Annotated in this window: 7 protein-coding genes; 5 read left to right on the forward strand and 2 right to left on the reverse strand. The window is 65.2% G+C overall.

Annotated features, from left to right (window positions below; genetic code table 11):
- Positions 1-227: 227 nt before the first annotated feature.
- From hppD to N5C91_RS04855, 4 genes are all read left to right on the forward strand, one after another.
- Positions 228-1310, forward strand: a complete 1083-nt coding sequence (gene hppD, locus N5C91_RS04840; RefSeq protein ID WP_279828209.1) for a 4-hydroxyphenylpyruvate dioxygenase — start codon at positions 228-230, stop codon at positions 1308-1310.
- A gap of 52 nt (positions 1311-1362) precedes the next feature.
- A complete protein-coding gene (gene maiA, locus N5C91_RS04845) occupies positions 1363-2004 on the forward strand; it encodes a maleylacetoacetate isomerase (protein ID WP_279828210.1) in 642 nt (213 codons plus the stop codon).
- 112 nt (positions 2005-2116) lie between these two features.
- Entirely contained in the window at positions 2117-3532 is a 1416-nt protein-coding gene (locus tag N5C91_RS04850; RefSeq protein WP_279828213.1) for an amino acid permease, read from the forward strand.
- 101 nt (positions 3533-3633) lie between these two features.
- Positions 3634-4011: an MliC family protein gene (locus N5C91_RS04855; RefSeq protein WP_024764361.1), complete on the forward strand. Its 378-nt coding sequence runs from the start codon at positions 3634-3636 to the stop codon at positions 4009-4011.
- Between the two features lie 194 nt (positions 4012-4205).
- Here the strand turns inward: N5C91_RS04855 and N5C91_RS04860 are convergent, their stop codons facing one another.
- Positions 4206-5000: a nucleoside-binding protein gene (locus N5C91_RS04860; protein ID WP_236174013.1), complete on the reverse strand. Its 795-nt coding sequence runs from the start codon at positions 4998-5000 to the stop codon at positions 4206-4208.
- A 369-nt stretch (positions 5001-5369) separates the two neighbouring features.
- Here N5C91_RS04860 and arfB point away from each other — a divergent pair, with 369 nt between their 5' ends.
- A complete protein-coding gene (arfB, locus tag N5C91_RS04865) occupies positions 5370-5783 on the forward strand; it encodes an alternative ribosome rescue aminoacyl-tRNA hydrolase ArfB (protein WP_279828214.1) in 414 nt (137 codons plus the stop codon).
- Positions 5784-6149: 366 nt separating this feature from the next.
- Here arfB and N5C91_RS04870 read toward each other — a convergent pair whose 3' ends face one another.
- Complete coding sequence (locus tag N5C91_RS04870; protein ID WP_279828215.1) at positions 6150-7844, reverse strand: lactate permease LctP family transporter; 1695 nt, start codon at positions 7842-7844, stop codon at positions 6150-6152.
- Positions 7845-7970 lie beyond the last annotated feature (126 nt).

The following is a 7970-nucleotide window of genomic DNA, read 5'->3' on the forward strand; positions in this document are numbered from 1 at the left end:
CTGGCAGGCTGGCGCACCACCTTGTCACGAATTCTTTACGCTGCGGCGGCATGCCGCACGGAGCTTTGCGGGGTGTAAGGGTTTCTTGCCGGGCCGCCGGCGCGGTCGCCCCGAGAGCGGCCCGCTGCCGGCTTGTTCCGAAGCCCGCCGCCGGTTGTCATGAGGGTATTCCAAACGCCTGGACGGCCCCGCGCCGAACCAGCCGATAACGACAACGAGGAGGCCGGATGAACGCCGTGTCCAAGATCGAGCAGCACAACCCCATCGGCACCGACGGCTTCGAGTTCGTCGAATTCACCGCCCCCGACGCCCAGGGTATCGAGCAACTGCGCCAGCTGTTCACCGGCATGGGCTTTACCGAAACCGCCAAGCACCGGTCCAAGGAAGTCTTCCTGTTCCAGCAGAACGACATCAACATCGTGCTCAACGGCAGCCCCACCGGCCACGTCCACGAGTTCGCCAGGAAGCATGGCCCGAGCGCCTGCGCCATGGCCTTCCGGGTGAAGAATGCCGCCCAGGCCGCCGCCTACGTCGAATCCCAGGGCGCCAGGCTGGTGGGCAGCCACGCCAACTTCGGCGAGCTGAACATCCCCTGCGTCGAAGGCATCGGCGGTTCGCTTCTGTACCTCGTCGACCGCTATGGCGACAAGAGCATCTATGACGTCGACTTCGAGTTCATCGAAGGCCGCAGCGCCACCGACAACGCCGTCGGCCTGCTGTGCATCGACCACCTGACCCACAACGTCAAGCGCGGCCAGATGGACGTCTGGTCCGGCTTCTACGAGCGCATCGCCAACTTCCGCGAGATCCGCTACTTCGATATCGAAGGCAAGCTCACCGGCCTGCTGTCCCGCGCCATGACCGCGCCCTGCGGCAAGATCCGCATCCCGATCAACGAGTCGGCGGACGACAAGTCGCAGATCGAGGAATTCATCCGCGAGTACCACGGCGAAGGCATCCAGCACATCGCCCTGACCACCGAGAACATCTACGAAACCGTGCGCCAGCTGCGCGCCAACGGCGTGGACTTCATGACCACTCCGGACACCTACTACGAGAAGGTCGACACCCGCGTCGCCGGCCACGGCGAATCGCTGCAGGACCTGCGCGAGCTGAGCATCCTGATCGACGGCGCGCCGGGCGACGACGGCATCCTGCTGCAGATCTTCACCAACACGGTGATCGGCCCGATCTTCTTCGAGATCATCCAGCGCAAGGGCAACCAGGGCTTCGGCGAGGGCAACTTCAAGGCCCTGTTCGAATCCATCGAGGAAGACCAGATTCGCCGTGGCGTGATCTCCGATCAGTGACTCGCTAGCAGGGTGGCCGCGCACGTAGCGTGGCCACCCGCGGAGAACCGCCATGCTCACCCTGTATTCCTACTGGCGCTCCAGCGCCGCCTACCGCGTGCGCATCGCACTCGGTCTCAAGGGCCTGGCCTACCGCCAGGTGCCGGTGCACCTGGTGAAGGACGGCGGCCAGCAGCACGCCGCCGACTACCAGGCGCTCAATCCCCAGGAACTGGTGCCGCTGCTGGTGGACGGTGACGCGCGCATTGCCCAGTCCCTGGCCATCCTCGAATACCTCGACGAAACCCATCCGCAACCCGGCCTGCTGCCGCGCGATGCGCTGCAACGCGCCCAGGTTCGCGCGCTGTCCCTGCATATCGCCTGCGACATTCACCCGCTGAACAACCTGCGTGTGCTGCAGTACCTCAGCGGCCCGCTGGCGGTGGCGGACGAGGCGAAGACGGCATGGATTCGCCACTGGGTCGAAACCGGCCTGCATGCGCTAGAGGAGGGCGTTTCCGGCTGGTCCGGCCCGCTATCCCTGGGCGAGCGTCCCGGCTACTTCGAGGCCTGCCTGATTCCCCAGCTGTACAACGCCCGGCGCTTCGACTGCGACCTCTCCGGCTGCCCGCGCCTGCTCGCCATCGCCGCGCGCTGCGAGCTCCTCGAAGCCTTCCAGCAGGCCGCCCCGGAGGTGCAGCCCGACGCCCAGTAACCCTGTAAACCAGCCTGCCCGCTCCACCGCTCTTTAGCCTTGCCTTGCCCGCACCGCCTGGCCACAAGCCGGGCGGCCGAATCCCGTCACAGATAACAACAACAGGTGACGCATGACGCGTGAAACTCAACACGCAGGCCAGCTCCAGCGCGGCCTGAAGAATCGCCATATCCAGCTGATCGCCCTCGGCGGCGCCATCGGTACCGGGCTGTTCCTCGGCTCGGCCGGGGTGCTCAAGTCCGCCGGGCCGTCGATGATCCTCGGTTACGCCATCGCCGGCTGCATTGCCTTCCTGATCATGCGCCAGCTCGGCGAGATGATCGTCGAGGAGCCCGTGGCCGGCTCCTTCAGCCATTTTGCGCACAAGTACTGGGGCGGTTTCGCCGGCTTCCTCTCGGGCTGGAACTGCTGGGTGCTGTACATCCTGGTGGGCATGTCGGAGCTCACCGCGGTGGGCAAGTACATCCACTACTGGTGGCCGGACGTGCCGACCTGGGCCACCGCCGCGCTGTTCTTCGTTGTGGTCAATGCGATCAACCTGTTCAACGTGAAGGCCTTCGGCGAGGCGGAGTTCTGGTTCGCCATCATCAAGGTCGCCGCCATCGTCGGCATGATCGCCCTGGGCTGCTACCTGTTGGCCAGCGGCACCGGCGGCGAACAGGCAACCGTGAGCAACCTGTGGGCCCATGGCGGCTTCTTCCCCAACGGCATCAGCGGGCTGGTGATGGCCATGGCGATCATCATGTTCTCCTTCGGCGGGTTGGAGATGCTCGGCTTCACCGCCGCCGAGGCCGACCAGCCGAAAAAGGTGATCCCCAAGGCGATCAACCAGGTGATCTACCGCATCCTGATTTTCTACATTGGCGCGCTCACCGTGCTGCTCTCGCTGACCCCGTGGGACAGCCTGCTGCAGACCCTCAACGCCTCCGGCGATTCCTACAGCGGCAGCCCCTTCGTGCAGATCTTCTCGATGATCGGCAGCGGCACCGCGGCGCACGTCCTCAACTTCGTGGTGCTCACCGCCGCGCTGTCGGTCTACAACAGCGGCACCTACTGCAACGGCCGCATGCTGGTCGGCCTGGCGGAGCAGGGTGATGCCCCGCGCGCGCTGGCCAAGGTGGACAGCCGTGGCGTGCCGGTGCGCTCGCTGATGGTCTCGGCGGCGGTGACCTTCCTCGCCGTGCTGGTGAACTATCTGGTGCCGGCCCGCGCGCTGGAGCTGCTGATGTCCCTGGTGGTCGCCGCGCTGGTGATCAACTGGGCGATGATCAGCCTGGCGCACCTGAAGTTCCGCGCGCACATGGATGCCGAGGGCAAGCGCAGCGCCTTCCGGGCCGTCGCCTATCCGGCGGCCAACTGGCTGTGCCTGGGCTTCGTGGTGTTCATCCTTGGCGTCATGCTGCTCACGCCGGGCATCCAGGTCTCGGTCTACGCCATCCCGGTGTGGTTGCTGGTGATGTACGGCTGCTATCGCCTCAAACGTCAGCCGGCTGCGCGCAGCAGCGCCAGCGCGGCGCTGGCTGACTGACTTGGCGGCCTGATCCTACGTTGGGTCGAGCCGCGCGCGATTGACCGCGCGGCCCGATCCTTCCTAGAGTGACCGGGCCATTTTTCGTCAGAGGGATACTCATGAAAAAAGCACTTTGGCTGCTCGCCGCAGCCGTGCCGGTCATCCTCGTCGCCTGTGGTGGCGAAGAGAAGAAAGCGCCGCAGGTCGACGCACTGGTCCTGCCCGGCGATGCCAAGCTGGACTCGCGCAGCGTCTCGTACAAGTGCGAGGACGGCCGCAAGATCAGCGTGCAGTACCTGAACAAGGGCGACAACAGCCTGGCCGTGGTGCCGGTGACGGACGCCTCCAGCCTGGTCTTCGCCAACGTCATCTCCGCCTCCGGCGCGCGTTACGCCGCCGGGCAGTATGTCTGGTGGACCAAGGGCGAAGACGCGACCCTGTACAAGGACTGGAAAGGCGGCGAGCCCGCCGACGGCGTGGCCTGCAAGGAGCGTTGAGGCTTCCTGTACTGCGCTGACGAAAAAGCCCGGCATTGGCCGGGCTTTTTCATGGGCCGTCCGGGGAATGCTGCCCCGTAGGAGCGGACTTTGTCCGCGATCGGTTTCCGGCCGCTCCGAGCGGCGGTTGAACATCGCGGACAGAGTCCGCTCCTACAAGGGGCCCATCTGCCTGCGGGGCAGGAGAACGCGCGTCAGAAAGTGAACTCCAGGTTCACCGTCGGCGTCGAGGTGCGGGTGCCACGCCCGCCGTCCACGCCGAACTTGTTGTGCCAGTACTCGTAGCCCACGCCCAGCCACAGGTTCGGCTGGCGCTTGGTGCCCGGCAGGGTGGCGAACATCAGCGAGGTGCGCACCAGCGTTTCCGGCGCGGTGTCGTTGTCGTTGTAGTCCTCGCCCTTCTCCCCGGTGTAGTTGAGGAAGCCCTGGAACTTCGCGCCGTGGTCGCCCAGCTGGAATGGCCGCAGCCAGGTCAGGTTGAGCATGTAGGTGGTGTCGAAGGTGTGGTCCGGGTGTTTCACGTTGGGAATGCCGGAGTGGTTCTTCTCGCGGTAGTAGAACAGCGAGAGATCCAGCACGCCGGGACCGTTGAACTTGATGGTCGGGCCGAACACCAGTGCGCGCTTCTTCGCCGAGCCGAGGTTGTTGTTGCGGCTGGCGTCGAAGCCGAAGGTGAAGGCGTGGTCCTTCACCAGGCCCTTGCCCTGCGGCAGGTCGAACACCCGGGAGGCATACAGCTGGCTGCGGAACACGCCGTAGACCTCGCTGCTGCCGTGGTCGGTGCCCTTGCGCGGGTCATCGCTGTCGGATTGCAGCACGTCGAGGTGGAAGAAGTTGCTGCCGTAGCGGTAACCATCGGCGTGGCTGAAGCTGAAGATGCGCTTGCTGATGTCGTGCGGGTTGTTCGGGTTGGTGAAGCCCTTGCCGTAGCGGAAGCCCAGCGTGTTGCTGGTCCACTCGAAGAAGCGATCTTCCTCGGCCTGCGCCATGCCCAGCGGGGCAAGGACCAGCGCGGTACCGAGGGCGAACCGGCGGCCGTTGCTCAGGCGGCGGCTGGAACGCGGTTGGGGGCGGGCGGCGCCAGGGGCCGTCATCGCGGATGAAACCATGCTGCACCTCTGTGTTTTTCTTGTTTTTGTGGCTTGGGGGCCGGCGTCCCGCAGGAGGAATTGCGGTCGGTGACAGGCTGGGTTCTAATGGTTAATTGAGGACACTGCAAGAAAAACTTGTACACAAATACGTATACAAAAATTGACGCAAAAGTCAGGAAAGGGTGCTCTGCGGCGGGCTAGATGGCTTCGGGACAGCAGCGACGCTGCGCGCTATCCTGACGTTCATTTCCTCTTTGAATGCTTCCCATGCTGCAGATTTCCAATACCGTGCAGATCCCCGAGGCGGAGATCGAGCTGACTGCCATCCGCGCCCAGGGCGCCGGCGGGCAGAACGTCAACAAGGTGTCCAGCGCGGTGCACCTGCGCTTCGATGTGCGCGCCTCGACCCTGCCGGAGTTCTACAAGGAACGCCTGCTCGCGCTCAGCGACCAGCGCATCACCAGCGATGGTGTGGTGGTGATCAAGGCGCAGCAGTTCCGCACCCAGGAACAGAATCGCGAGGACGCGCTCAACCGCCTGGCGGAACTGATCCGCAGTGCCACGAAAGTGGAGAAGAAGCGCCGCCCGACCAAGCCGACGCTGGGCTCGAAAACCCGCCGGCTGGAGGGCAAGAGCAAGCGTGGGACGATCAAGGCGGGGCGGGGGAAGGTGGATTACTGAGCGCGGTCCGGGCCGTTGGGAATATCGACGCTCAGGCCTTCCCCTCACCCCAGCCCTCTCCCAGGGGAGAGGGGGCCGGTTGTGCCGGCTGACAGCATGGATTCATCCCGTACCGAACAGCCCCCTCTCGTGCTTGCGGGAGAGGGTGAGGGGCTCTTGGCCTTCGTAGGAGCGAGCTTGCTCGCGAACTAGGCCCCGCAGCGGAATCGCTTCGCGAGCAAGCTCGCTCCTACAGGAGTCCCCGACGGCAGGCGCAGTACTGTAGGGCGGATAACCTGGAACAGGTTATCCGCCGCCCCGCACGGCGGATAACGCTGGCGCGTTATGCGCCCTACGTGTGCTGCCTGCTCCTTCTGGATCGCACCGTCAGTGCACCAGCATCCCCGTGAACACATACGCCTGCGCCAGGGTGATCAAGCCGATGAACGCCGCGAAGATCAGGCTGTGCTTGACCGTGAAGCGGAACAGGTCCGACTCCCGGCCGACCATCCCGGTGGCCGCGCAGGCCACGGCGATGGACTGCGGCGAGATCATCTTGCCGGTGACTCCGCCCGTGGTATTGGCCGCTACCAGCAGTGTGTCGCTCACGCCGAGCTGGTGCGCGGTGGTCGCCTGCAGCGAGCCGAACAGGGCATTGGATGACGTGTCCGAGCCGGTGAGGAACACCCCCAGCCAGCCGAGGAACGGCGAGAAGAACGGGAAGGCCGCGCCGGTTCCCGCCAGTACCAGCGCCAGGGTCGTGGACATCCCCGAGTAGTTGGTGACGAAGGCGAAGGCCAGCACCATGCCGATGGTCAGTACCGGCCATTTGAGCTCCAGCAGGGTGTCGCGGAAGGTGGCCGCGCCGCTTTTCACGCCGATGCGCAGGATGGCCATGGAGATCAGCGCCGCGAGGAAGATCGCCGTTCCGCTGGCCGAGACCAGGTCGAACTTGTAGATCGCCGGCATCGGCGTCGGGTTGGCGACGATGGGGGCGGCTTTCAGGACCAACTGGTCGAGGTAGGGCACGGCGATCACCGCCACCCAGTTCTCCAGCGCGCCGCCGGGCAGGAACAGCGCCTTGAACGGCTTCATGGTCCAGATCGTCACCAGCACGGTGAGGATCAGGAAGGGCGACCAGGCCTTGATGATCTGCCCGAGGTTGTATTCGGATTCACGCTGGGCGCTGCCGTTCCCGCCGCCGAAGTTGCCGAGCGTCGCACTACCGTCGGCATTGATGCTGGAGAACTCCGTCTCGCGCAGATTCACCGGCTGCCACACCCGCAGGAACAGCGTCAGGCAGACCATGCTCAGCAGCGCCGAGGTGATGTCCGGCAGTTCCGGGCCGATGAAGTTGGAGGTGAGGAACTGGCTGATGGCGAAGGTACCGCCGGCCACCAGCAGCGCCGGCCAGGTTTCGCGAATGCCGCGCCAGCCGTCCATCATCGCCACCAGCCAGAAGGGCACGATCACCGACAGGATCGGCAGCTGCCGCCCGGCCATGGCGCCGATCTTGAAGGCGTCCACCCCCGACACTTGCCCGGCGACGATGATCGGGATGCCCAACGCACCGAAGGCTACCGGCGCGGTGTTGGCGATCAGGCACAGGCCGGCGGCGTACAGCGGGTTGAAGCCCAGGCCGACCAGCAGCGCCGCGGTGATCGCCACCGGCGCACCGAAGCCCGCCGCGCCTTCGAGGAACGCGCCGAAGGAGAAGCCGATCAGTACCACCTGCAAACGCTGGTCGGTAGTGATCGACAGCACCGAGCTGCGGATGATCTCGAACTGCCCGCTCTTCACCGTCAGCTTGTAGAGGAACACCGCCGCCACGATGATCCAGGCGATCGGCCAGAGCCCGTAGAAGAAGCCGTAGACCGCCGAGGCCAGCGCCTTGTCCACCGGCATGTGGTAGACGGTGATGGCGATCAGCAGCGACAGCACCAGGGTGATCGCGCCAGCGACGTGCCCCTTCAGGCGGAACACCGCCAGGGCGAGGAAGAAGAAAATGATCGGCACGAGGGCCGCCAGTGCCGACAGCCCGAGGCTGCCAAGCGGGGTGTAGAGCTGTTGCCAGGTTTGCATGGGGATTGTCCCTTGTTGTTGTGGATGCACACGGCAAAGCGTCAGCGCTGGATAACTCTCCTGGGTGGTGCGTTGGACGGCGGCCGGCGATGCGCCGGCGTCCATGGAAAAAGCCCCGGCACGCGA

Source organism: Pseudomonas sp. GD03903 (genome assembly GCF_029840045.1).
Taxonomy (GTDB): Bacteria; Pseudomonadota; Gammaproteobacteria; order Pseudomonadales; family Pseudomonadaceae; genus Pseudomonas; species Pseudomonas pseudonitroreducens.